Below are 23,482 nucleotides of genomic sequence, written 5' to 3'. Positions count from 1 at the left end.
AGCTACAGTAAGCGTGACAGGAGCAGGTGGATTGAGTTTGACTCCAACGGCTAATTATGCAAACAATATGAATGCAGGTACTGCAACGGCCAGCTTCACCTATGCAGAAAGTGCGAACCACTTTGCATCCTCAGACAGCGAAGACTTTACCATTGGCAAAGCAGCTTCAGTTACTACGGTAACAATCACAGGTGCTCCGTTCACTTATACCGGATCAGCGATCACTCCAGCTACAGTAAGCGTGACAGGAGCAGGTGGATTGAGTTTGACTCCAGCTCCGGTTTATGTAAACAACACCAATGCAGGAACAGCTACTGCTAGTTATATTTACGCTGAGAGTGCGAACCACTTTGCATCCTCAGACAGCGAAGACTTTACCATTGGCAAAGCAGCTTCAGTTACTACGGTAACAATCACAGGTGCTCCGTTCACTTATACCGGAGCAGCGATCACTCCAGCTACAGTAAGTGTTACAGGTGCAGGTGGATTGAGTTTGACTCCAGCTCCGCTTTATGTAAACAACACCAATGCAGGTACTGCAACGGCCAGCTTCACCTATGCAGAAAGTGCGAACCACTTTGCATCCTCAGACAGCAAAGACTTTACAATTGGCAAAGCAGCTTCCGTTACAGTTGTAACGGTACCAGCGGGACCTTATACTTATACCGGTTCTGCACAAACACCAGCTTCAGTAAGTGTGACAGGTGCAGGTGGATTGAATCTGACTCCGGCAGTGGACTATGCGAATAATGTAAATGCAGGAACTGCAACGGCAAGTTATACCTATGCAGAAAGTGCGAACTACTTTGCATCCTCAGACAGCAAGAATTTCACTATCGGTAAGAAAGTATTAACCATCACCGCCGACAACAAATCCAAATATGTAGGTCAAGTTAACCCTGCCTTCACGGTCTCTTACAGTGGCTTTGTAAATGGTGAAACTCAAGCAATCTTGGGTGGAACCGTGAGTTATGCTACAGATGCTTCAATCAATTCTTGTGCAGGTTCTTATGATGTCACTCCAACTGGCTTGACTTCTTCGAACTATAATATAGGATTTGTAAAAGGTACGCTTACTGTCACAGCGGTCACACTAGACGCATCGGCAAGTAGTACTCCTGTAGCAATAGGAACTATTGCAACGCTAAGAGCTACAGTTAGCCCAGCAGTGTCTGGAGTTTCAATTACTTTCTATGTTGATGGAGTATCTAAGGGTACTAGCTTAACAGATGGAACAGGTAAGGCTACACTAGTTGTCTCTGGCTTAGCCGCTGATGTTTATGAAGTAAAAGCAATCATAGGAAGCGGATGCTCCGAGTCTGAAGTTGTGTTCCTTCCAGTCTACGACCCAGCAGGTGGATTTGTAACCGGTGGTGGTTGGATTGATTCTCCAGCTGGTGCTATGATAGGTGCGAAAGCAACTATTGTAGGAAAAGCGAATTTTGGTTTCAATGCCAAATACAATACTGGAAAGAACAATACTACTGAGGTAGATGGAAATACAAACTTCCAGTTTAAAGCAGGAGACATACACTTCTCAAGTGCCACGCATGATAATATGCAGCTGGTGATTTCCGGAGCAAAGGCCACATATACCGGAACAGGAACCGTAAATGGTGTTGGAACTCACAAATTCAGAGTTATTGCCATAGATGGTGATGTCGCTGGAGGCGGTGGATTTGACAAGTTCAGGATCATGATCTGGGATAATAATTCTTCTAGCACGCTGCTTTATGATAATAAGCGCGGCACTTCGGAAAGTTCAGACGACGCTACAGTTATTGGCGGTGGATCAATTGTTATTCATAAAGTAGTTGCTAAAGGCAACAAAAGAGTAGTTACGGATCTGGTAACAGTCCCTTGGAATACTCCAACTGCTGAAATAGAGAAGAAGATTACTGCTATGGGTTCTGACTGGTTCGAAGGGAAAGGAATTAAGCTGAATATCAATGCTGAATCCTACAATCCTCTTGCAGCAGGTTTCTATGAAATGAAAGTTAATGTGCAAGCGAACGAATGGATTGATCTAGATGAGCCGATTAGCGTAACTGTACTTGTATCTGATAAGCCTCTGCCTACAGATATCAAATTGAGCAATTCTATTCTGTATAGAAATGTCCAAGGCGGTAATCTAATTGGTGATCTAATTACTATCGATCCAGCGGATGACCAGCATATCTATTCTATTGCAGAGCATTCTGATTTTGAACTTGTAGGTAAGTCACTTGTCTGGAAAGGAACCGCAATACCAAGTACTGCAAGAATTACGGTATTAAGTACTGATAGAGCAGGTCAGACGATCGAAAGAGTACTTGAGTTAATTCGTGAGCCTAGATTTGGAGACTTCAATATGTTCCCTAACCCAGCACAATCTGATGTAAATCTTGAGATCGAAATATACCAAACTACTACGGTTGGAATCAGAATCTATGATGCAGTAGGAAGATTGGTTCATGAGCAGGAAGGTATGCAGAGTGGAAGCTCTAAGTATCAAATAGCTATTGATCACTTGAGCCCAGGACTATACACTGTTCAGGTGAAAACTGGTCAAATCGTAATGAACAAGCGATTAATTAAAAAGTAAAAGTTCTAATACTTAAATGCGAAAGCCTCTCCTAGTAAAATAGGAGAGGTTTTTTTCATATCTTTTTCTTCATAATCTGTATGCCCCGGACTTCAGGAAGTAGACGTTCAAATTCCAATTGATATGTAAGAACCCATTCAAATCCCATTTTCTCATAGAATCTTTTGGCTTGAGGTTTCTCTATCATTGCTTCCAGCCAAATAAAATCTAACTTATTATCTTTCGCGATTTTCTCAACATGCTGAATTAATAGCTTAGCAATTCCATTCCCATGGACAGACTGAGCTAAATAGAGTCGGTGAAGTTTTATCGCATGTGGAATTTCAGTTTTTGTAGGAGAAAAGGGGAAGTCATACTTTAGAATCCCAACTCTATTACCTTGATATTCTACGAAAAAATAATGGCTAATATCAGTAGAGAGCTCTTTTTTAAGGTTTTCACAGCTATAACATAACTCTAAATACCAGTCACCTCCATCAGTCCAGAAATCCGGATAAGCGCTGTTGTAAACCTCATCCATCAACTTAAATAGTGTGGGTTGATCTTCAAGTTTGATAGGGTAAAGTGTAAGGTTCTTATCTATGCTAATCATGAGAATTAAAAACTTTTCCTAAGATAGAAAACAATAAAAAACCACAGTCAGATGACTGTGGTTTCATAAATCGTTAAGCTGCTTCTCCAGAAGCAGCTGTGCTAGACAATTTACTTTCTAGCCAATACCTTCTTAGCTGCAGCAACAATATTTGCAGCGTTCAAGCCGTATTTCTCAAGTAACTCAGTAGGAGTTCCAGACTCGCCAAAGCTGTCGTTTACACCCACATACTCCACAGGAGCAGGATTATGTCTTGCCAAGGTTTGTGCTACGCTATCGCCTAGGCCACCATTGTATTGGTGTTCTTCTGCTGTGACAGCACAACCAGTTTTAGCTACAGAATCAAGAATTGCTTCCTCGTCCAGTGGCTTGATTGTATGAATATTGATCACTTCTGCAGAGATGCCTTCGCTTCTCAAGATTGCTTCAGCAACGACTGCTTCCCATACCAAATGGCCAGTCGCGAAAATAGTAACGTCAGTTCCTTCTATCATTTTCCAAGCTTTACCAATCTCAAACTTCTGAGCAGGATCAGTGAAAATAGGCCAAGATGGACGACCGAATCTTAGGTAAACAGGACCTTCGTATTCAGCAATCGCTATAGTTGCCGCTTTCGTTTGGTTATAATCGCAAGGATTGATCACAGTCATGTGCGGCAACATTTTCATCATGCCCACATCTTCCAGGATCTGGTGAGTAGCACCGTCTTCTCCAAGAGTCAAGCCTGCGTGAGATGCACAGATTTTCACATTCTTACCAGAGTATGCGATGGACTGACGAATCTGATCATAGACACGACCGGTAGAGAAGTTGGCGAAAGTACCTGTAAAAGGAATCTTGCCATTGATAGTCATACCTGCTGCGATACCCATCATGTTCGCTTCTGCGATTCCTGTTTGAAAGAATCGCTCTGGGAACTCCTTCTGGAATGCTCCCATTTTCAATGAACCAATTAAATCGGCACAAAGTCCTACTACATTAGGATTCTTACGGCCAGCTTCCAATAAGCCATCACCGAATCCTGAACGTGTATCTTTTTTTTCTGTATAGTTGAATTTTAAATCCAATGTCTTTTCCATGTTTTCTTTTGAGTAAATGGTCTAAAAATAGCTTTGATTAAAAATCACCAATGGTTTCTGGTAATTGTCCCAAAGCGTTTGCTAGTTGCTCGTCACTTGGAGCGATACCATGCCACTTGTGTGTACCAACCATAAAGTCAACGCCAAAGCCCATTTCAGTATGAAGTAAATTCATCACTGGCTTTCCTTTGCCGCTAAGACTCTTAGCTTTTTCCAGTCCTTCTACTACAGACTTCATGTCATTACCTTGTAGGGTATCTATAACTTCCCATCCGAAAGACTCATATTTTGCTCTCAAGTCGATCAAGTCCATGATCTCCGCGGTAGGTCCATCGATCTGCTGTCTGTTCAAGTCAATAGTAGCGATCAAATTGTCAACTTTCCAGTGAGCTGCATACATAGCTGCTTCCCAAACTTGCCCTTCCTCTTGCTCGCCATCGCCCATAAGTACATAAACAGTACTTCCGTCGCCATCGATTTTTTTAGCTTGTGCAGCTCCGATTGCAACAGACATTCCTTGTCCTAATGATCCAGAAGCGATTCTGATTCCTGGAAGTCCTTCTTCTGTAGCTGGGTGACCCTGAAGTCTAGAATTCAGTTTTCTGAATGTGTCCATTTCCTCAGGAGAGAAATAACCTGATCTAGATAGTACAGAGTACCAAACGGGTGAAATATGGCCATTGGAAAGGAAAAATAGGTCTTCACCTTTTCCTTCCATTTTGAAGTTAGAGTCGTGATTTAATTGGTCAAAGTACAGCGCTACAAAGAATTCTGTACAACCTAATGATGCGCCAGGATGTCCTGATTGTACCGCATGGACCATTCTAAGAATGTCCCTACGAACCTGTGATGCAACGCTTTCGAGTTGTTCGATTGATTTTTTTTCCATTTCGGATAGGTCTATTTAAGGATTTGAGAGGTATGCTCTTTTGTATTTACTTTTTCTATTATTTCAGTGATTTTGCCTTCTTCCTCGATGACAAAAGTTGTTCTGACAGTTCCCATATAGGTTTTGCCAAACGTATTCTTTTCCTGCCAGGTGCCGAAAGCTTCGTGAACTTTCAGGTCAGTGTCAGCGATAAGTGAAAATGGGAGGGCCTGCTTTTCTTTGAATTTCACATGCGATTTCTCTGCATCTGAACTGATCCCAAAGACTACATAACCTGCTTTTTGTAACATATCGTAATTGTCCCTCAGGTTACATGCTTGGGCAGTACATCCTGGGGTAGCATCTTTAGGGTAAAAATAGAGGACAACCTTTTTCCCTCGATAGTCAGAAAGCTTGATCGTTTCTCCGGTTTCAATTTTCGCTTCAAAATCTGGGGCCATCTGGCCTTCTTCTAATTTCATGTCCTTATATTTTGGTTTTCATGATCCTCTCTATAACTATAGGGAGGAATCTTGCTTAATTACTCATCTTCCTTGAGACTGTATTCTGCAACAAGCTCGATTTCACAATTTTTTGGTTAAGCCGCCTAATTTAACCAATCGTTCCTTTCCATTCAGCAGTATTGCCAGCTTTATCGGTAACTTTTAGCAAAACTTCTCCTTTGAACGGTTCATTCGTTAATTTTTCGGACCAAATCACCGCCTGTTTGTACTCATATCGCATCAAAACCCATTTGCCATTTACAAAAGCTTCATAAGTGTCGATTCCTGATAAATCATCCTTAATCACAAAGCGCATATCTGAGGAATTGACTTTGATTACCTGGATTGTAGGTTTAGTATTGTCCTGCAAAATTGAGATTTCTCCCAAATATCTCGAGCCGAAATTCAATGTGTCACCATTCCAAGTGCCGCCCAAAAAGGATTTGCCGCCTCCAGAAGTATTGTAAGCATGTGAGCGATTTTTGTTTCCAGAATAGCCAGGCACACTCCATAGTATATTGACCGCATTCCACAGGTATTCGCGGCTGCTGTTCAAAATTAACTTGGGTGCTGAGGTAGACCCTGACTTTGAAATCCTTAAATACAAATCATCAAGAACAGTCTCCTTACCGAAATTCATCCGCACATTTTTATCAGAATAAGAGATCTCTTTACCAGCAGGAATCAGTGCATTAATGCCCGGAATTAACACCTCGGTGCAAATGTCAATTTCTTCAGGAATCCCAAATTCCATATCCCAGAGATAGGTACGACTGCTAGCATCCTGATAAGCTGGAAGCATTTCGAACGCATGAGCACCCACTTTAAACTTAGCCAAGCCACCTTTTGGGGAGATAGGTGCCTTAATTTTTAAGATATTATTTATATAAGCCATTGATGCCCTAATTGGTGCTCCGCCGTCATTTACATTCGTTTCCAGATCCTGCCCTTGCAGCGTAAAACTAATCTGTCGCTCGTTTCCATAAGTGTCACGAAGCTTCAGCTGATAGTTTTTCTTTTCTCCTGTTTCTAGTTCCAAATGCCCAGCAGTTTCCGACTTAGGTGTGATAAAGTCAAACTTTAAGTTCTTCTGAGAATAAAGTTTGGTATAGCGGTTTTGATGCGTGTACTGAAGAAATTGCCTAGTATAATTGAAATCCACCTTATCAACAGTCTGGTTGAAAAAAGTGCCTTTTTCGTCCGCTAGTTCAAAAGTTGGGAATCCATTTTGGTTGCTAGCGCCATCCAATTGATCGTAGCTGCGGATTTCTATGCCGACTTTTCCAGTGATTTTAATGTCATTTGGCAATCGATAATTTGATCCGCTGGCAACTGGAGTTACTTCCAGTCTATCGAATTTCCCATTTACTCGGGAATCTATTTCTAGTGGAACGATTGCTATGCTTTGAGGAACTGGAGCAGTAGTATCAAGGATTTCAGAAAAGCCAAATAGGAGCGGATCCATGGCCCGTTCCAAACTGTCTCGAATTTCAAAATGCAAATGTGGTCCACCAGATCCACCTGTGTTACCGCTATCGGCAATTCTTTGTCCTTGTTTTACCGGTAATTCTCCTGGGTTAGGAAATACTTCCAAGTCAATGGCTTTTGCCTCATACATTTTCTTACGCATGTAATCGCTCAGTTCTTTGTTGAAATTGCGCAAGTGACCATACAGCGTAATCATCCCGTTTGGATGCTTCAGGTAGATGACATTTCCATAACCGAAAGAGGTAATCTTGATCCGGTAAACCCAGCCGTCGGCAGCAGCCAAAATTGGAACTCCTTCCTGTCCACCAGTCTTGAAATCTAAGCCGGTGTGAAAGTGATTAGGTCTTAATTCTGAGAAATTTCCTGATAGATAATTTCTTGTCCCAGGATTAATGGGATTCTTGAAATAATTTTTGTCAACCTGCTGAGCGTTAAGCTCAAGAGTGAAAATTAGTCCAAGAAATAAGAGGGTGGAGCTTAGCTTACTTAACTTCAAAATCTAACAACTTTTCTGTACCTATAAATCCTTTCAATTGATCTCCTATCTGCACTGGACCAACACCAGCAGGAGTGCCAGTATAGATGAGATCTCCTTTTTTTAGCATAAAAAAGCGTGATACATACTCTATGATTGTACCAAAATCAAAAAGCATCAATGATGTGTTTCCTTTCTGCCGAGTTTCCCCATTGATGGTCAAATGAAAATCAATGTTTTTCAGATCTTCAAAGTCATCAACAGCTTTGAAGCCTCCAATCGGTGATGCGCCATTGAAACCTTTGGCGATTTCCCAAGGCAAGCCTTTTGCTTTGCACTGATCCTGAAGATCACGCGCTGTAAAGTCTATTCCCATACCGATTTCGTCAAAGTATCGATGTGCAAATTTCTTCTCTATGCATTTTCCCTGCTTCGAAATCTTCAAAACCAATTCCGCTTCGTGGTGAATGTTTTTGGAGAAATCAGGATAAAAAAACGGCGCTCCGTCTTTCAGAAGCGCTGTATCTGGTTTTAGAAAAACTACCGGATTTCCCGGAGTCTCGTTTTTCAATTCCTCAATATGAGCCGCGTAATTCCGGCCTATGCAAATAATCTTCATACCTGTTTATTAATCTACAGCTAGCAAAGTCATTAATGTCTCTCCAGCGCTATTTAGAAGATAAAGTTGATTGTTTTCGAGTTTAAAAGCTCGGGTGCTGATGAGAGCTTTAGATACAGCATACTCCGTAGCCATATCTGGACAGGCCATCATAGTAGCAGCTCCTGGCTCAAGAATCAACTTTTCTCCGTTATTTTCTTTGATAGCTCCCTGCACAGAATTACACCCCATATTACCTACGTAGGTTTTGGCAGAAGCATTGATCTCAAAGATCAATGCTTCTCCGCTTTTGGAACCTGTTGGGTTAGCAATATTTCCCACGCTTTTCACCTTCCAGATGTTTGTAATTCTCAACGCGGGATCTGTTTTCTTACTTAAAACCTCAATCAGTTCATAATTATTGGAAGAAGCATCAGCTGGAATCGGTGCCTCCTGCTCTGTGATGTTTACTTTGATTTGATAAATATTTCCTGGGTTATACTCAAAGCCCTTAATGTCATTGTAGAAAAACTCCCAAGCTGTTGGGTCGATTTGGGCTCCTTTTTGAATTTGAAGACAAGACATTGGACTAACTCCAGTACATGCTACTTTGGCAGAATTGACCCACCAAATCTCTGTGTTTTTATCGGATTCTCTATCACAAGCAACTGCGCCAAGGATTGTACTGATTAAAAGGAATAAGATGGTTTTCATAAGTAGCTAGTTAACAGATGGTTTCGCAACCTGTTTCCAGAAGTGAAGTGTTTCTCAGTTGAAGGTATACCGAATAAGCAAATTCCATACTTAAAAGTTAAACTTCTTCACTTGCTCATAAAGCTTTTTAGTCCAGACCTCATACATCCTTGCACTTGGGTGTAATCCGTCAGCCACAAGCATCTCTAACTGATCACCTCCCTCGCGATATTCTTTGGTAATATCTACGTAAGCGACTTCATACTTTTCACTTATCGTTTTGCAGACCAAATTATACGCATTGATTTCCCTTGCCACTTTAGCTTGGTCTAAGTCTTTTGCTTGCGCAAAAGGCGTAATTCCCCAATCCGGAATGGAGATCACCACAACATGATTTCTGTTTTCTCCTGCAAAGCTTATTGCACGCGAAAGCATTGCTTCAAATTCCTTTTCGAAATCCTTCACCGAGCGGCCTCTATACTGATTATTGACTCCAATAAGTAAGGTTACCAAATCGAACGTTTTACCTGTAATTTCCTCTCTAATGATTCCTTGTTCCAATTCATCCACAGTCCATCCTGTTCGTGCGATTACTTTTGGACTACTCCATGATCTATCAGTTTCAGAATTCAGTTTTGCAACCAACTGGCTGGGATACCGACCCGCATCATTGACTCCTTCACCGATGGTGTAGCTGTCACCAAGTGCGAGATAAGTAAGTTGTTCGGAGTTATCAGTAGGGTTATTAGACATAGATGAGTCAGAATCAGTTGGAAGCATATTCTTAGAGCTATTGCAAGAGATTATCCCAAGAAGAAGCAGCGGTAGAAAGAAAATTTTCATAGTATGGTTTTACTGTTGAAATACGGACTCAAGTAGTGAAATGGTTCCCTTGTCCGCATCCATAGCAACTTTCGCCCCTACAGGTATGATAAATTGCTTGGAGATATGACCGATCATCGCGCCAGAGTAGGCAGGGATTTTCAGAGGTAAAATGTAATCATCTAGCACTTGATCCAGCGTGAGTGAACCATATCCTCCCCCGGGCTCACATTCGGAGCATTGACCGAAGATAAAGCCCTTGATCTGATCCAGGGTTCCATTGAGTTTCAGAGTACTCATCATTCGATCCATCTTGTATGGATCTTCTCCTATATCTTCGATAAATAGAATTGCGTCTTTGAAATCAGGATAGTATGGAGAACCTGAGATCGCGGTCAATACAGTTAGATTGCCTCCAAGAATTTTCCCTTCTACTTTACCGCTTTTCAGGGTTTGAATTCGATTTGATTTGATGACCAAATCATCACTTTCGGCATGGATATTTTCAAAAGTCACTTTTTCCTGCTTAAAAAAAATCTTCTCAAATTGTTCCACATTAAAGCTGTTCCAACTTCCCGAACCCATCGGGCCATGGAAAGTAATCAAGCCAGTTTGCGCCTGAATCGCACAATGCAGGGCCGTGATATCAGAATAACCAAGTAGAGGTTTTGGGTTTTTGAAAATTGCCTTGTAATCAATCAAAGGCAATATTCTGGCAGCACCCGATCCGCCACGTATGCTTACTATAGCTTTTACCTCTTTGTCAGCAAACATCTCATTTATATCTCCCGCTCGTTCGGCATCGGTTCCAGCCAAATGTCCTCTTCGGTTCATTAGACTTTTCCCCAATTTCACTTTAAAACCCAATGCTTCTAATGCTTCCTTGGCGTATGTGAATTGCATTCTGTCTGCCGTGGCAGAAGATGGAGATACCAGGCCTACGGTGTCTCCTTTTTTTATGGCCTTCGGCAAAAGTGTTTTTGGGTCAAATGCTGGGTTGGCTGAATCAAAGGAGAGCATCGGAAGTGATCCGGCAAGAAGTCCAAGGGATTTGAGGAAAGCGCGTTTTTGCATGGGAAGACTATGGTTTTTCTGAAACGTGAAAATAAGGGATTTTTATTTCCGTAATAATCTAAACCTTAAAGGACGCGAAGATAAACGTTGAGGATATCATTTATATCGTTGCTTGAGCTTGACTAATTCGTCGTATGGGTTTTTATGAATTGTCAGAAACTTTTAAAAAATAAAGGCTAACCCAATTATTGGATTAGCCTTTAGATGTAGTGATTAAATCAACTCTTACATTATAGAAGTGGCTCGCCACCTCTACGGATATCGGATTGTCTTTGTCCACGATGATCTGGCTCCAAGAAGCCATCGCCAAATTTCGTGTCGCGAATTCGATCTGATCCTATGTCAAATCTATCCTCGTCATTGTAATACGCTTTATTTTCGTGATCATATCGTCCATAAAGACTACGCTCTTCTTGGCTGTAATATGAACGCATGGTATGCAGGAATTCTGCCTGAGGACCGGTTGGCCAATTATCATTGTCAAATCCAGGAGCATTTTCAAGGGTCTCTTTAAGTTCTTTTACGATTACAATATCATCTTGATGAGGATTGAATTCGAAAGACTCAAAAGGTAAAGCCAAAAGCTTTGAACCCATATTTAGAAAACCTTCGTCTATTTTGAGTACTACATAATCAATTTCACCAGAATGGGTATTGACCATGATGTCTTTGATTGATCCAACAGATTCATCTCTAGCTGTTTTTACTTTTCTTGAGATAGCTGTAGAACAACTGAATTGGGAATAATTTGAATGATGCATGATATTAGTTGGTTATGGTTTGTGAATATGTTATTTGATTATAGATTTCCCATATCCGTGCCATGTCAACTAATTGCCTCCTAAGCACTATTAGGGCTTTGTAGCTTTTTTTAGGTGAGAGTGTGTTCCCCTTTTCGTGGAACGAAATTCCAGATTTTACGGAATTAATAGCTTGGTTAAAAGGACCATTTATCTAATTTATTCAATAGTATGGATTTCATCTGTTTGATCATAGATTTCAGGTTCTGATCGTATTTCTTTACTTTTTCACGCATTTGCTAGCGTATGAAACCGGCAATACGAAGGGTTAAAGCGAGGTGAATGTCTATTCTCGTGAGCAATTCCAAAGGTTCTAGCAAAATATTGTAGGAAATATTCAGTGCAAGGAGCAAGATAACTGTGTAGATATACACGTGCTTTTTGGCGATTTGGTAAAGAGTGCTCAGATTTGCGATTTGCCTATTACTGTGATATTTGAATGATAAGACTACTGTTTATAGGTTACCGATTAAAACCTGAAATCAAATCATGTCTCTCAGCATGACCATCACTTTTTCCATTTCACGTCTAACTTCAGAAGCTTTGTAAGGATAGTTACTATTCATAAAAGCAAAGCAATAGAGTTTACCGCTTTTACCTTTTATCAGGCCAACTAAGCTGTGGTTGTTACTCATCGTACCAGTCTTGGCGAAGATGTAAGGTTGTTCCGCTTTGTAGCTGTTCTCTAAAGTCCCTGTTTTTCCTCCTGTTGGAAGGAGTTCAAAGAGCTGCTGATCTGGCATCATTCTATAGATTTTTTCAAAAAGTGCCACCATCGTGCGTGGCGTAAAAAGGTCGTGGCGGCTCAAGCCCGAGCCGTCAACCCATTGAGGTGCATCAGGAAGATCATAGAGATAAGTTTTGAGAATGTACTCAATCGCTCGCTCGGTATCCAAGCGTTGAAAAAGGCGGTCAGAAACCATCAGCATTAACTGCTCCGCCAGGAAATTATCACTTTCCAGCATCATTTCCTGCAAGATTGGAAAAAGTGGTGTTCCGTATAAAAGCTCGTGATTAGAAGGTAAACTGTCGGGTTGATAGATCCATTTTTTGCCAGTAGCTTCTGAAGCGAGCTGCATGAAAAGTTCAGGTGATGAAATAAATGGGATAAATTCTTCCCTAGCTCTGAAGTTATTTGGGTTGTAATAGAATTTATTACTGTGAAAATCCCGCTCCAATTCTCGGATAGTGCGTTGTGTGGGGAATACATTAGGCTGAAAACTAGCAGGAAAAACAACTGGGGCATTTCCGACTTTTTTCACCTGAACTAGATTGCCATAGATCGGGAGCGAAGTGCGTTCTGCGGAATAATTATAATAGTAATCGTCCCACTGCCAGCCATATCCAAAGGCTGGGGACATCATATTGGCATCAGAGAAAATAACTTGATCGTAAGGTTCTAAAAGCTTTAAAATTGCAGGCTGTGCAAACTTTTTGTACTTCCAACTAGGATCCCCAGCCCCCCAAATTCGTATTGTTTTACCATCTCTAACATAGCGAATCGATTGAGTACTATCTCCCAAAACAACTAGCGACGAAAACAGTGTAAACAGCTTAGTAGTGGAAGCTGGGATAAATCTCTGATGCGAATTTTTCTCATAAAGTACGAGTTGAGAATCTAGGTCATACAGCATGAAACCAGCGAGGTGGCCATTAAAAAAACTGGTTTCTCCGAGTGCTGACTCCAGTTTGGAAAATTGATCTCGGGAAAGCTGAGCAAAAGAAGAGGTATAAAGAAGGAGGCTTAGAAAAGCAACAATGCTAGTTTTTCTCATAGGTCGCTCTTAGTTGAGGCGGCTAAAAATACCAAAATCCAGCCTGCAATAAATGCTACACCACCAAGAGGGGTGATCGCTCCAAGCCAGGTGATTCCTGTAAGCGAAAGAAAATAAAGAGAGCCAGAGAAAATCAAAATTCCTACCACCATCAGTATAGCGGCGGTACTTAGTTTGTTCCATGTTGGCTTTATCAAGGCCAAGATTCCAATTAAAAAAAGGGCTAAGGAATGATAGAAATGGTATTTTACAGCGGTTTCGAAAGTTTCAGCTTTTCCTGTGTCAGCTAAGATGTCTTTCAATCCATGTGCTCCAAAAGCTCCGATTCCTACTGCTACTGCTCCGAAAATTGCAGCAGTTTGGATGATTTGTTTTCCGTTCATTGGTATTACTTATTTCTTATTTATCCTTTTAGCGAGTGAATTCCTTATTCAAAATTCATCACTCAGGATTTAAAATTAAACTTCCTCCCGCCACTTTTCTTACCTAATTTCTCTGCTGCGCCTACTTCTTTATTAGTCGCAAGGCAGATATTCACTAGCGCCTTATCATTTCAATGCTTGAATTTTAGGCTTTTATAATAGCGATTATATACCCACAACAATTTATTTTGGCCTTTTAAGCCATTTTGTAGTCTACCGCGAACACGCCATAAATTCTCTAAATTTAACTATGCTCTCAATTTGCAAAGCATAAATGTAAAGGTGAGCATCGTTGATTTTTGAATGATGAATGATGAATGATAAAGTTAGAAAACCTCCAAATCTCCCAAACTCCAGGCCCAAGGCATATTAAGCACATCTTCTAAATTAGCCACTTTGCGAAGCGTCACTTCGGGCCCAATGGACATGACAGGCATGTGTCCTAATTCGATGGGTAATTCTTTCTTATACTGTAATCCTGAGAAGGAAGTGAATCGTACACCGTTATTTTTCTGAACAGTTTTTAGACGTGAGTTAAGCTGTTTTTTTTCGTTCTCGCCAAAACCAGGTAGCTCAAAGAAATCTACTATTCTGAGTTCTCTGCCGATTTTCCCCTCCTTGATTCTGTAAATCAATAGGTAAGTAGCTCCATCGCTGATCAGATGGTAAGGAAATAAGGGGCAGCTTACATAGCGCCAGTGGAGATAGCCAGAGACTAGGTTGGTACGGATCTCTTCGGGGGTATAGGTGCCGTTTTCTATTTTGTCAAACAGTGGTGTAATACTTGACCAATCATCTGAAAACGTCTGGTTTTTGCTTTTTCTTAGGCTTAAATTGAAATGCATTTTCAGTGGCAATTTCCCCCATTTTTCCCAGTCCATCTTCAAATACCCTGGAGTACTCTGCGAGTTAGGGGTATTGTAAATCAGGTCTACACCTTCTTCCTTGAGCTCTTCTACAAGCGAGAGCGTAAGGTTTTTAAACAATCCTTTCCCTTGGTAATCAGGATGAATTGCCGTGTCCACAGCTCTGCAGGCTTTAATAAGTTTTTTGCCTTGACGGAACTCCCACCGTAAAAACACCCGTACACCGCATATTAAACCATTGTCGTCAGCCACTAGCATCGGTGATGCGCCAAATGGATTTGAAATATGTTTCCATTTCCAAAGTTCCTCAGATTTGGGGATCAAACTCTCTCCCAAGGAGACTTTTAATAAGCTGATAATTGCGGGTAAATCCTCGGAGTTTGCCTTTCTGGTTTGCATGGTTTAAAGATATAAAGAATTTTGAAATCGGATTAAACCAGAAAACAGACAGAGGTTTTGGGGGAGTGCGCATGGAAAGATGTGCGATTTCGTAGCTGAAATTCTTGTCCTTAAGTAGATGCTCTATGGAGGGAAAAATTTAATAAAAATGTAGTGCTAATACTACAATGGATGCATAGTTCATGATTTTGATCCTAGAATTTGAGAATAGCCCTTTCATTTTGGCTATTTTAAAGTTCAAATTTGAAACGTGCACCTTGTCGCTAACTATTTTATATATTTGAGCCAAGCTAACTTTATGCTTCCAGAATGAAGAAAATCCTGTTTATTGTCAGTATTGCGATTATTGCGACGAGTTGTATCAGCAATAAGCGAATTACTTATTTACAAAATCTCCCTGAAAATACCCCCATTGAACTGGAAGAATTCATACCATTTGCTGATGTAGATTACGAATATGTTTTACAGCCTTTTGATATTGTTGAGATTGATTTTGCTACATCTGATCCAGAACTGATCGAAGCATTTTCCTTTCAATACTCACAAAATACAGGTGGAATGGGAGGAAGTGGCGGTGGCGGTGCTGGTTCAGATCCCTTATATTTCAGAGGATATTCCATCGATCAAAAGGGTTATGTCGAGGTGCCTAAGCTTGGTAAAATCCAGATAGCGGGAATGACCGAGGAGGAAGCAAAAGATAAAGTTCAGGTAAAAATTAATGAATTTTTCAAAGAAGAAATCTATGTCAAATTAAGGATTTCAGGAATTAGATATACCACACTTGGAGAATTCAACTCCGTAGGAGTCAGTGTAATCTATAAAAATAGAGCTACTATTTTTGACGCTTTGGCCAATTCTGGTGAAACCACAATTTTAGGAAAGAAAAACAAGCTATTTATCATCCGGCAATACGATGGTGGGACAAAAATTCATCAGATCAACTTGAATGATAGGGCATTATTAGGAAGTCCATTTTACTTCATCCAGCCTAACGATATTTTATACCTAGAGCCTATGAATATCAGGCAATTTGGTAATGCAGATAATTTAACGGCATCCTTGGCACTTTTTGCCGGTTTGCTAGCTTCGACGCTATTAATTATTAATTTGGTGACGGGGAACTAGTTGAAATGGAGAAGTTAGACTTAAGTCAGTTAGACAACGAGGAGAAAGCGCTGGAAATCAGGTATGTGATTGCCAAATACATACGCTATTGGCCTTGGTATATACTGTTTATCACCTTGTTTCTGATCGGTACTTTCCTATTTCATCGTTACACAGTTGATGAGTACGAAGTCTCTGGATCTATGATGATCAAGACAAATACTTCTCCCGAAGCACGTATTCTAGATAGATCAAATATTTTTTCTACAGGTCTTAATCTTGAAAATGACATACTCCGGTTGAGGTCTAAAGGCTTAGCTAGAGAAGCATTGAAAAAGCTTCATTTTGATGTGGAGTATTATGCCAAGACTACTATTAAAGCTATAGAACTTTATGATCGTTCCCCAATTCGCATTGAAGTAGACTGGAGCCATCTTCAGATGGAAGATATTCCTATTCAGATGGAAATACTTTCGGAAAACACCTTTAAGCTATCCAAGGAAGATGTTGGTTTTTTTGATTTCAATTCTGCTGTTGCAGCAGGAGATGCCTCCATATATGATAAGACTTATACTTTTGGTGAAGAGATTGTTACTACCAGATCGAAGTTTATTGTACACTTGGTAAATCCAGGGAGGACTAATGAAGAGCTTGTTTTTAGATTTAGAAATCCTAGCTCGCTTGAAGATACCTATGCTAGATCTGTGCAAGTTAATTTGCAGAATGAATATAGTTCGGTCCTTCGATTGAGTACCACGACCAAGGTGGTAGAGAAGGGAAGAGATTATATCAATGCCTTGATGGAATCTTACATAGGCTTTGATTTGAATGAGAAAAACAAGACTCAAGAAAACACCTTGGCATTTATTGAAGAACAACTAGGTTTACTAGAGGATTCTCTTCAGCAAAAGGAGCGGGAATTGCAGGATTTTAAGGTCAGGAACAAGCTTCTTGATGTCTCTGCAGAGTTTTCTAATATTCTGGGGAAAATGAATAATCTCGATGAAATGAACGCCGAGATAGATTATCAGCTAGAGTATTTCGAGCAGATTCGTACTTATATGGATCAGAAAAGCAAGGACTTTTCTGATGTGATAGCTCCGTCAGTCATTGGTATTCCTGATCAACTTCTAAATGGGTTGATTCAAACGTTAGTTACTCTTTCACAAGACAGAAGAAAACTACTTGCCACTGTAAATGAGAATCATCCTGAAGTATTGAAAATTGATGTACAGATGGATAAAGTGCAGGATGCACTGTTTGAAAACATTGTTAATCTGATTGAGAATACGAAGCAGAAAAAAAGCAGCATTCAGCGGGATATTCGTTTTTACGATGCTGAATTCGCCACACTTCCCGAATCTGAGTCTGAATATTCTGGGATTTTTAGAGAATTCAAATTGAGGGAATCCCTATATACCTACTTGCTAGAAAAGCGTGCAGAAGCAGGAATAGCAATGGCTTCTAATGTGTCGGACAATACGATACTTGATGCGGCTAGACGTGGCACGTTAATCTTTCCGAAGAAGCAACAGAATTATGGATTGGCTATAGTTTTAGGCTTTTTGTTGCCTTTTGGATTTGTTGTAGTGCGTGATATTTTTGATGACACGATCAAGGATCAGCGTGATTTGAAAAAGCATTTCATGATTCCACAATTAGGGATTGTAGGATATAGTCTCAAGGATACGAATAAGGTAGTGCTTGATTTTCCTAAATCTGCCGTCGCAGAATCTTTCAGATCACTTCGCTCGGCAATTACTTATTTGGCGAGTGGAAAGAAGACGAAGATGATATTGGTTACTTCATCTGTTTCCGGTGAAGGCAAGACTTTTACTTCTTTAAATCTTGCTTCGGCGATGGCACTAAGTTCTAAAAAAACGGTGGTGGTAGGGGGAGACTTGAGACGTCCAAAACTAGCATCCTACTTTGGAGAGTCAGACCGTATAGGCTTGTCCACTTATTTAATCGGTAAAGTGGAAGCCGAGGATATAGTAATGCCTTCTACTTATGAGAATCTTTGGTTTGTGCCTTCTGGAGTAATTCCTCCAAATCCGGCAGAATTATTACAGACGCCAAGACTTACAGAATTCTTAAGCTATTTAGAATCCCGATTTGATGTGGTGGTATTTGATACACCTCCAATGGGCCTGGTATCAGAGACTATTGATTTAATGCGGCTTTTTGACATCAATCTCTACGTAGTGAGGCAGGATTACACAGTTAAAGATCACTTGGTGATGATTAATGATCTTTTTAATAACAAGCAAGTGAAAAATGTATATGGGGTTTTCAATGGGATTGTCAATTCAGGCTACCATTACGAAGGCTACAATTACGGTTATGGAAATACTTATCTGTATTCTCAGAACAACAAGTACATGTATAATTATTACGGTGACGACCTAGAAAGCAAGAAAAAGAAGTTAAAGAAAACCCAAGGAACAATTTGGCTGAAACTGAAAAAGCTCTTTAAGGTGAAATAGAGTTAAATAAGAAATGGAATACAGAAGTGGGAAGATAGGGCGACATATCATGCAAACACAAGACAACTCAAACGATTTTAATCCAAATATGCTTTCGATTGCAGCATTAATTCCAGCCCGCTATGCTTCCACTAGATTGCCATCCAAACTTGTGCAAGATTTGGGAGGAAAATCTGTCATTCAACGAACTTACTTGAGTACTGTGAAAACAGGAGTTTTTGACGAGGTATGGGTAGTGACTGATCATCCGGAGATCAAACAACAAATAGAAGCTATTGGTGGCAAAGTGTTTGTAAGCCAAAAGGAGCATACGAGTGGATCTGATCGGATAGCAGAAGCGATGAGCTCCGTAAATGCCGACCTAATTGTAAATGTACAAGGAGATGAACCATTTCAGGATGAGAAATCACTCAGAGATTTAGTCGCAGTCTTTTTGGATCCTAGAGTAGATGTGGCCTCACTTAAAACTAGAATATCTGCTGAAGAGGCAGAGAATCCTAATGCAGTGAAGGTGGTTACAGATCTATGGGGAGATGCGCTTTATTTTTCCAGATCTAAAATACCTTACAATCGAGAATTGGATCCTTCAGTACCTTATTGGAAGCATATCGGTGTGTACGCCTATCGTAATAATGTTCTAAATGATTACACAGGTCTTCCGAAGAGTCAATTAGAAGCCATAGAAATGTTAGAGCAACTAAGGTTATTGGAGAATGGTTACAGAATAAGGATGGTGGAGACACTTCATCAAGCAATTGCCATCGATACAGAGGAGGATTTGGAGAAGGCTAGATTGTATTTTAAGCAACTTTAGATAACTGGTTAAAAAATTTGGAGAAGATGCGCCTTAGGTGGCGAAGTGTTAAAAAGCTGATCTAATTAAGATTAAATGTCTAAGTTTGCGCAGATTTTGGGGCAAAACATTAAAAATTACATATGAGGAAGTTGTTAAAGGGGCTCTCGTTGTTCCTGGTTTTTTTAATAGCCTTTGGCTGTATATCAAATGAGAAGATCGTCTACTTGCAAAATCTAGAAGGCAATTCTCCGATAGAAGATGGCGCGCTTATCACCTACGAAATCCCTGAATATAAGCTTCAATACAATGATATTATTGATGTGAATGTACAGACAATAGATGATTTGATAGCATCTGGATTCAACAGTAAGCCTACTCAAACCAATTCTTCCATGGGCAATGTCTCTGCTCAGAGTGGTGGAGACATTTATTACATGACAGGATTCTCGGTAGATCAACATGGAAATATTCGCTTGCCTGTGGTAGGGGATGTGTATGTAAAAGATAAAACCTTAGAAGAAGTAAGAATTTCTGTTGAAGAGAGCATGAGGAAATTCGTGAAAAGCGAACTTTATGTAAAAGTTAAACTGGGAGGTGTTCGGTATTCTGCTCTTGGTGAGTTCAGACGTCCCGGCAAATTCACTGTGTTACAGGATAGAATGACCATTTTTGAAGCTATAGCCAATGCAGGAGATTTGACTACAGTTGCCAAGAGGGATGAAGTTTTATTAATCAGACAGTATCCAGAAGGCACAAGATTGCACAGAATTAATTTGTTGGATAGACAGATCGTTGCCTCGCCATTCTATTTTATTCAGCCAAATGATCAGTTATATATTGAGCCTATGAAAGTAAGAGAAACTGGTACTGGTGAAAATACCGCACAAACTCTGGCTTTGGTTTTTTCCGGCATTACTGCGTTGGCCTTAATTTTGAATTTACTCAAATAAGAATTTATGTACCCGAATACTCCAAATCCTTCCAATTCTGGGCAGAATCCTTTTATGGTTCAGAAGGAGGATGAGATTGATCTCAAAGTACTTTTATTCAATTACCTACAATACTGGCTGCTTATCCTTGCTTTTATGTTCGTTGGGGTACTTGCCGCATTTATCTTTAATCGATATGCTACGAATATTTACAAAGTAGAATCCTCTATTCTTGTTGTTGATGATAAGCCAAGTTTGGGAACTGACTTATTCGAATCTTCAGGACTTGGAATGCTTCAGGGGAAAAGCAACATTGAAAATGAAATTGGTATTTTAAAATCATTTTCATTGGCTGAAGAGGCTATTACGGAGTTGAATCTAAATGTTCAATATTATAAGGAGGGTTTTGTATCCACCTCTCAGATTTATGAAAAGCTTCCAATTATGGTGGCCGTTAACTGGAAGCAGCCTCAGCTGGTAGGTGGGAAGTTTAGAGTAGAAGTAATTGATGAGGATTCTTTTAAGCTTAGTGTAGAAAATTATGAGTTTAAAATTTTCAATCCTAATGATCCATATTATAAGACTTTACATGAAAGCTCTCTTTCATTAGCAAAATCGGTTTATACTTTTGGTAAGGAAGTCAAAGGGGAGAATTTTTCATTTACTATCAATCAGATAGCCTCACTACCAGGAGATATCATTCTATTTAATCTAATAGATACGCCTTCACTTGCTCTAAAGTACCGAGGAGAACTGGCAGTTTCTCCGATCAATAAGCAGGCATCTATTCTGTCTTTGAGTCTTGAGACACCCGTGAGAAGATTAGGTGAAGATTACATCGATAAGATCATGGAAGTCTATCTGGCTCGTGAACTGGAAGAAAAGAATAGGGCCTCTGAAAATACTGTTAGATTTATAAACGAGCAACTTTCGGGCATCTCAGATTCCTTGAGATTTTCAGAGAATAAGCTCCAGAAGTACCGCACAGAAAATAAGGTCTTTAACCTTTCTGAAGAAGGATCTGTAATCTTTGAAAGAATGCAGGAGTTGGAGAAGCAGAAAGGACAGGCAGAAATTAATCAGAAGTATTATCAAACACTGAGAGATTATTTGGTTTCTGATAAAGGCGGAGATATGATGGCTCCATCTTTAGTTGGGGTGACAGACCCTTTGCTAAATTCCCTAGTGCAGGCTTATAGCGAACTTCAAGCAGAGCAAGTAAGATTATCTGCCAATTTTACTGATTTGAATCCTTCTGTAAGGGAGAATTCTACCCGTATTCTGAATACGAAAAGACAGTTGCAGGAAAATGTAAATTCAGCGCTAAGTAATACTGGTAATTTAATTGCGGACCTCAAGGGGCAGATCCGGATGTTGGAGATCGATGTAAATTCCTTGCCCGAAACTGAGCGTAATTTGATCGGCATACAGCGGCAGTTTAGTATTAACGAGAATATTTACATTTATCTTTTGCAGAAAAAAGCAGAAGCGGAGATCACGAAGGCTGCTAATATGCCAAAGAATTCGGTGTTGGATTATGCCAAAGCTGGACAATCTCCTGTAGCACCAAAGAGATCCTTAAATCTTCTTATAGGCTTAATCCTAGGATTGATTCTACCTATTGGATTTATAACAATTAAGGATTTCTTAAATACCAAGATTACAGATCCTAAAGAGTTAGAGAATCAAATCAAGGTTCCTCTGATCGGAGTGATCGGCAGAAACAATTCTAACGATGGTATCCCTGTATTGAACAATCCTAGGTCATCAGTTACTGAGTCCTTCAGGTCTCTTCGTGCTGATATGTCCTATTTAAGTCCGGCAAAGGATAACTTAACCATACTCTTCACCTCCTCAATATCTGGTGAGGGAAAAACTTTTGTCTCTATTAATGTTGCCTCTGTATATGCCCTCATGGGTAAGAAGGTGATTTTAATTGGCCTTGATCTTAGAAAGCCAAAGATTGCTGAGGATTTTGGTTTGGAGAATGACAAAGGTATGAGCACCTGTCTGAGTACAAATACACCTTGGCAAGATGTGGTGAAAGCTACTGGCCACCAGGATATGGATGTGATTCTTTCAGGACCTATTCCTCCAAATCCAGCTGAATTACTCTTGCAGGAAAAGTTTGGTCAAATTATCAAAGAGATCAAGCAAGTCTATGATGTAGTGATTTTTGACTGTCCTCCAGTAGGATTAGTGTCTGAGACTAAAGAGCTTTTTGGGTATGCTGACATTAGTTTCTTCGTATTCCGTCAAGGGTATTCAATTAAGAGTAACTCTCAGATTTTAAATAATTTGGTTGAAAAGGGAGGGGTGTCAAAAATCTATGGCATTCTGAATGATGTACATATAGACAATGGTTACGGCTATGGCTATGGTTATGGATATGGTTATGGCTACGGAAATAACTCTTATGGCTATCACGATGAAGAGCAACAGCCTTGGTGGAAGCGGGCATTGAGAGTGTAAAAATAATTTTGTGGTGACGAAATTTTGTTAACCATTAAAAAAAATATAGATGTAATTGAAGCCGGAGAGGATATCCTTTCCGGCTTTTTTTTAACCAAGGAGTACACAATGGATTAAAGATTCTACATACTGTGATTTACTGTTTTTTTCGAGCTATTCTTTGATCCAGGTAAGTCAGCGTGGAAGGAAACTCCCTTGAGAATATGCGGTTTTTGGGATGCGGTCGTAGCCGTAAAAAATGACTTAGCTCCAGAGTGGGCGAGGGAGATCCAGTCCAGTGCAGTTGATATTTTTAAACCACGGAGTGCGCAAAGTTTTCGCAGAGGACACAGAATAAACTAATGAGTCAGCGTGGAAGGAAACTCCCTTGAGAATATGTGGTTTTTGTGATGCAGTCGGAGGCGTATAAAATGACTTAGCTCCTGAGTGGGCGAGGGAGATCCAGTCCTGTGCAGTTGATATTTTTTAACCGCGGAGTGCGCCAAGTTTTCGCAAAGGGCACAGAGACAAATAATGAGTCAGCGTGGAGGAAATACCCTTGAGAATATGTGGTTTTTGGGATGCAGTCGGAGCCGTAAAAAATGACTTAGATCCCGAGTGGGCGAGGGAGATCCAGTCATTTTTAGGTGAAGACAAATCACAAAAATCAAATCGGTT

19 protein-coding genes are annotated in these 23,482 nt (G+C 40.2%); 6 read left to right on the top strand and 13 right to left on the bottom strand.

Annotated elements, in window-relative coordinates; all coding sequences use genetic code 11:
* Nucleotides 1-2,584, top strand: a 2,584-nt coding sequence (locus BVH02_RS20280) for an MBG domain-containing protein (protein WP_143244262.1), incomplete at its 5' end; no start/stop codon positions are given.
* Nucleotides 2,585-2,639: 55 nt separating this feature from the next.
* Here the strand turns inward: BVH02_RS20280 and BVH02_RS20275 are convergent.
* The 13 genes from BVH02_RS20275 to BVH02_RS20215 form a co-directional block, all read right to left on the bottom strand.
* Entirely contained in the window at nucleotides 2,640-3,176 is a 537-nt protein-coding gene (locus BVH02_RS20275) for a GNAT family N-acetyltransferase (protein ID WP_086503295.1), read from the bottom strand.
* A gap of 110 nt (nucleotides 3,177-3,286) precedes the next feature.
* Nucleotides 3,287-4,255, bottom strand: a complete 969-nt coding sequence (locus BVH02_RS20270; protein WP_086503294.1) for a transketolase family protein — start codon at nucleotides 4,253-4,255, stop codon at nucleotides 3,287-3,289.
* A 37-nt stretch (nucleotides 4,256-4,292) separates the two neighbouring features.
* A complete protein-coding gene (locus tag BVH02_RS20265) occupies nucleotides 4,293-5,144 on the bottom strand; it encodes a transketolase (protein WP_086503293.1) in 852 nt (283 codons plus the stop codon).
* 11 nt (nucleotides 5,145-5,155) lie between these two features.
* The gene (gene bcp, locus BVH02_RS20260; RefSeq protein WP_086503292.1) at nucleotides 5,156-5,605 is read right to left on the bottom strand and encodes a thioredoxin-dependent thiol peroxidase; all 450 of its coding nucleotides are present in this window, start codon (nucleotides 5,603-5,605) and stop codon (nucleotides 5,156-5,158) included.
* Nucleotides 5,606-5,735: 130 nt separating this feature from the next.
* Nucleotides 5,736-7,610: a M23 family metallopeptidase gene (locus BVH02_RS20255; RefSeq protein WP_223271931.1), complete on the bottom strand. Its 1,875-nt coding sequence runs from the start codon at nucleotides 7,608-7,610 to the stop codon at nucleotides 5,736-5,738.
* Nucleotides 7,597-8,208, bottom strand: a complete 612-nt coding sequence (locus tag BVH02_RS20250) for a fumarylacetoacetate hydrolase family protein (RefSeq protein WP_086503291.1) — start codon at nucleotides 8,206-8,208, stop codon at nucleotides 7,597-7,599. The genes BVH02_RS20255 and BVH02_RS20250 overlap by 14 nt, the downstream gene beginning before the upstream one ends.
* Before the next feature lie 9 nt (nucleotides 8,209-8,217).
* Nucleotides 8,218-8,901, bottom strand: a complete 684-nt coding sequence (locus BVH02_RS21490; protein ID WP_158093920.1) for a DUF4377 domain-containing protein — start codon at nucleotides 8,899-8,901, stop codon at nucleotides 8,218-8,220.
* Nucleotides 8,902-8,991: 90 nt separating this feature from the next.
* Nucleotides 8,992-9,723, bottom strand: a complete 732-nt coding sequence (locus BVH02_RS20240; RefSeq protein WP_223271930.1) for an SGNH/GDSL hydrolase family protein — start codon at nucleotides 9,721-9,723, stop codon at nucleotides 8,992-8,994.
* 9 nt (nucleotides 9,724-9,732) lie between these two features.
* Entirely contained in the window at nucleotides 9,733-10,776 is a 1,044-nt protein-coding gene (locus tag BVH02_RS20235; RefSeq protein ID WP_086503290.1) for a S66 peptidase family protein, read from the bottom strand.
* A gap of 230 nt (nucleotides 10,777-11,006) precedes the next feature.
* Nucleotides 11,007-11,537, bottom strand: a complete 531-nt coding sequence (locus BVH02_RS20230; protein WP_086503289.1) for a PRC-barrel domain-containing protein — start codon at nucleotides 11,535-11,537, stop codon at nucleotides 11,007-11,009.
* 521 nt (nucleotides 11,538-12,058) lie between these two features.
* Entirely contained in the window at nucleotides 12,059-13,351 is a 1,293-nt protein-coding gene (locus BVH02_RS20225; RefSeq protein ID WP_086503288.1) for a D-alanyl-D-alanine carboxypeptidase, read from the bottom strand.
* Nucleotides 13,348-13,734: a DUF423 domain-containing protein gene (locus tag BVH02_RS20220; protein ID WP_086503287.1), complete on the bottom strand. Its 387-nt coding sequence runs from the start codon at nucleotides 13,732-13,734 to the stop codon at nucleotides 13,348-13,350. The genes BVH02_RS20225 and BVH02_RS20220 overlap by 4 nt, the downstream gene beginning before the upstream one ends.
* Before the next feature lie 365 nt (nucleotides 13,735-14,099).
* A complete protein-coding gene (locus BVH02_RS20215) occupies nucleotides 14,100-15,038 on the bottom strand; it encodes a GNAT family N-acetyltransferase (RefSeq protein ID WP_086503286.1) in 939 nt (312 codons plus the stop codon).
* Between the two features lie 309 nt (nucleotides 15,039-15,347).
* Between BVH02_RS20215 and BVH02_RS20210 the strand changes: the two genes are divergently transcribed.
* The 5 genes from BVH02_RS20210 to BVH02_RS20190 all read left to right on the top strand — a co-directional run bounded on the left by BVH02_RS20210 (nucleotide 15,348) and on the right by BVH02_RS20190 (nucleotide 22,825).
* On the top strand, nucleotides 15,348-16,163 hold the full coding sequence (locus BVH02_RS20210) for a polysaccharide biosynthesis/export family protein (protein WP_086503285.1): 816 nt from the start codon (nucleotides 15,348-15,350) through the stop codon (nucleotides 16,161-16,163).
* Nucleotides 16,164-16,168: 5 nt separating this feature from the next.
* Nucleotides 16,169-18,628, top strand: coding sequence for a GumC family protein (locus tag BVH02_RS20205; protein ID WP_086503284.1), 2,460 nt, complete (start codon nucleotides 16,169-16,171; stop codon nucleotides 18,626-18,628).
* A 49-nt stretch (nucleotides 18,629-18,677) separates the two neighbouring features.
* Complete coding sequence (gene kdsB, locus BVH02_RS20200) at nucleotides 18,678-19,442, top strand: 3-deoxy-manno-octulosonate cytidylyltransferase (protein WP_223271929.1); 765 nt, start codon at nucleotides 18,678-18,680, stop codon at nucleotides 19,440-19,442.
* A gap of 206 nt (nucleotides 19,443-19,648) precedes the next feature.
* Nucleotides 19,649-20,374 carry a polysaccharide biosynthesis/export family protein gene (locus tag BVH02_RS20195; protein ID WP_317045442.1) on the top strand — a complete coding sequence of 242 codons (726 nt, stop codon included), beginning with the start codon at nucleotides 19,649-19,651 and terminating at the stop codon, nucleotides 20,372-20,374.
* Nucleotides 20,375-20,380: 6 nt separating this feature from the next.
* The gene (locus BVH02_RS20190; RefSeq protein ID WP_086503282.1) at nucleotides 20,381-22,825 is read left to right on the top strand and encodes a GumC family protein; all 2,445 of its coding nucleotides are present in this window, start codon (nucleotides 20,381-20,383) and stop codon (nucleotides 22,823-22,825) included.
* Nucleotides 22,826-23,482: the final 657 nt, after the last annotated feature.

Origin of the sequence: Algoriphagus ratkowskyi, assembly GCF_002150505.1 — a bacterium.
GTDB classification, from domain to species: Bacteria; Bacteroidota; Bacteroidia; order Cytophagales; family Cyclobacteriaceae; genus Algoriphagus; species Algoriphagus ratkowskyi.
This window is presented reverse-complemented; position numbering and strand designations above follow the sequence as displayed.

Coding starts and splice junctions, on each gene's coding strand:
- BVH02_RS20275 (WP_086503295.1), bottom strand. CDS start 3,176: ATGATTAGCATAGATAAGAACCTTACACTTTACCCTATCAAACTTGAA.
- BVH02_RS20270 (WP_086503294.1), bottom strand. CDS start 4,255: ATGGAAAAGACATTGGATTTAAAATTCAACTATACAGAAAAAAAAGAT.
- BVH02_RS20265 (WP_086503293.1), bottom strand. CDS start 5,144: ATGGAAAAAAAATCAATCGAACAACTCGAAAGCGTTGCATCACAGGTT.
- bcp (WP_086503292.1), bottom strand. CDS start 5,605: ATGAAATTAGAAGAAGGCCAGATGGCCCCAGATTTTGAAGCGAAAATT.
- BVH02_RS20250 (WP_086503291.1), bottom strand. CDS start 8,208: ATGAAGATTATTTGCATAGGCCGGAATTACGCGGCTCATATTGAGGAA.
- BVH02_RS21490 (WP_158093920.1), bottom strand. CDS start 8,901: ATGAAAACCATCTTATTCCTTTTAATCAGTACAATCCTTGGCGCAGTT.
- BVH02_RS20240 (WP_223271930.1), bottom strand. CDS start 9,723: ATGAAAATTTTCTTTCTACCGCTGCTTCTTCTTGGGATAATCTCTTGC.
- BVH02_RS20235 (WP_086503290.1), bottom strand. CDS start 10,776: ATGCAAAAACGCGCTTTCCTCAAATCCCTTGGACTTCTTGCCGGATCA.
- BVH02_RS20230 (WP_086503289.1), bottom strand. CDS start 11,537: ATGCATCATTCAAATTATTCCCAATTCAGTTGTTCTACAGCTATCTCA.
- BVH02_RS20225 (WP_086503288.1), bottom strand. CDS start 13,351: ATGAGAAAAACTAGCATTGTTGCTTTTCTAAGCCTCCTTCTTTATACC.
- BVH02_RS20220 (WP_086503287.1), bottom strand. CDS start 13,734: ATGAACGGAAAACAAATCATCCAAACTGCTGCAATTTTCGGAGCAGTA.
- BVH02_RS20215 (WP_086503286.1), bottom strand. CDS start 15,038: ATGCAAACCAGAAAGGCAAACTCCGAGGATTTACCCGCAATTATCAGC.
- BVH02_RS20210 (WP_086503285.1), top strand. CDS start 15,348: ATGAAGAAAATCCTGTTTATTGTCAGTATTGCGATTATTGCGACGAGT.
- BVH02_RS20205 (WP_086503284.1), top strand. CDS start 16,169: ATGGAGAAGTTAGACTTAAGTCAGTTAGACAACGAGGAGAAAGCGCTG.
- kdsB (WP_223271929.1), top strand. CDS start 18,678: ATGCAAACACAAGACAACTCAAACGATTTTAATCCAAATATGCTTTCG.
- BVH02_RS20190 (WP_086503282.1), top strand. CDS start 20,381: ATGTACCCGAATACTCCAAATCCTTCCAATTCTGGGCAGAATCCTTTT.